Source organism: Halomonas cerina (assembly GCF_014192215.1).
GTDB classification, from domain to species: Bacteria; Pseudomonadota; Gammaproteobacteria; order Pseudomonadales; family Halomonadaceae; genus Halomonas; species Halomonas cerina.
Genome location: NZ_JACHXP010000051.1, coordinates 1 through 1,594, shown reverse-complemented (window position 1 = coordinate 1,594; position 1,594 = coordinate 1). Strand labels below are relative to the sequence as shown.

Annotated in this window: 2 protein-coding genes and 2 pseudogenes; all 4 read right to left on the bottom strand. The window is 62.7% G+C overall.

Annotated features, from left to right (window positions below):
• A partial coding sequence (locus FHR94_RS19800; protein WP_343064694.1) for a malonic semialdehyde reductase occupies positions 1–527 on the bottom strand: 527 nt, incomplete at its 3' end.
• A gap of 72 nt (positions 528–599) precedes the next feature.
• Positions 600–848, bottom strand: a pseudogene (locus FHR94_RS19795) (hypothetical protein); the annotation flags it as partial.
• A 292-nt stretch (positions 849–1,140) separates the two neighbouring features.
• Positions 1,141–1,230, bottom strand: a pseudogene (locus FHR94_RS20140) (integrase core domain-containing protein); the annotation flags it as partial.
• Positions 1,231–1,267: 37 nt separating this feature from the next.
• The coding region (locus tag FHR94_RS19410; protein WP_281376098.1) for a phosphate acyltransferase at positions 1,268–1,594 on the bottom strand (327 nt) is incomplete at its 5' end.

Genomic DNA, 1,594 nt, shown 5'->3' with positions numbered 1-1,594 from the left:
CCATCGGGGAAGAATTCCTCGTCCACGGCGGCATTGTTGAAGCCGGACATCGGCCCAGCACTCAGCCCCACCGCACGGGCGGCCAGGATGAAGTACCCCCCCTGGATGGAGCTGTTGCGGAAGGCCGTGGAATTGATGAAGTCCGTCTTGCCCTCGAACAGCGACTTGGCGTCCTTGTTGTGGGAAAACATGCGCGGCAGGTGCTCGTAGAACTCGGTGTCATAGCTCAGCACGGCCACCACCGGTGCCTTCATGGTCTTCTCCTGGTTACCCGGAAGCAGGGCCGGCTTGAGCCGCTCCTTGGGCTCCTCCTCAAGGACATCGATTGCCGTCTGGAGCGCCGCTTCGGTGTCATCGACCGGGGACTGGTAGATGGGCCCGTAGTACTCGCCACGATCGATGGTCTCGGACTTGGTGAGGAAGCTCTCTACGACCCGCTGGTCCTCCTCGCGATTCCAGTCCGCGGGCTGGAATCGCGAGGATCTCGACCCCAGGACAATCCTCGGCCAGCCTCTCCTCGAAGCCACGAGAGCGCTCCATGGCCGTGATGTAACCGGGTTGCGGCGATCTGGACGATTTTCCCCTACCCGTTGAGGGCCTCACACATCATCTCGGCGGAAGAGGCACTCTGCTGGACATTGTCGGGACCGGAGAACCCCGCAATATACTCCATGCCTGCATCGGCGATCTTGGAGTTGGTGACCACGACAAAAAATGCCGGCAATGTAGGCCTGCCGGATCGCGGGAATCACCGCCTGGCCATTGGTTGGCCAGATGATGATCGCATCGACCCGCTGCCGGATGAGATTGCGTACCTGGCCGATCTGGCGGGCCACATCGCCGCCGGCATCGAGGACGACGACATCGACGTACTCGTTCGTGTAGGCGGCATTTTTTAAGGCGCTTTCATAGGTCGCCTGCGGAGTCTGTCAATATAGTTGGCACATCAAATGATTCCGGCTCCTTAAAATCATGCGGCCTGTGGCACCGGGTCTCGCTCGGGATTCAGGTGCACTACATCCGGCAGGCTGAGTTTCCGGATGTCACCTGACCACCGCTCCGGGTGACGCTGCTTTGCGGCCTCAAAGACTTCCCTGCGATGCGCTAGAATGTCCTCGGCTTCGCCGCTGTGTCGCTGCCCTAGGTGACGTAGCGCAGCGCGCTGTGCCGGTGCTCATGGTTGTACCACTCGATAAACTGCAGGCCCCATGCCTGGGCCTCGGTGAGCGTGGCGAAACCGACCGACGACGGGGAAGCCCGGCCAGTGCTACCGAGCGGTCTGTGCCTCGACCACGGCGAAGGCGCTCATGTTGGCGATCCCCCGGGCGGTGACCGTGCGGTTGAGCACATGCACCGGCTGGGCGGCCCCCAGCAGGATGGGGCCCACGGACACCCCGTTGCCCAGTACCTTCAAGGCGGTGAAGGCGATGTTCGCCGCATCGATGTTGGGCATGATCAACAGATTGGCCTCGCCGATGAGCAGCGAGTCGGGCAGGATACGCCCGCGCACGCCCGTGGACAGCGCCGAGTCAGCCTGCATTTCGCCATCCACCACCAGATCCGGCGCGCGCTCCCGGATCAGCGCTAGCGCCTG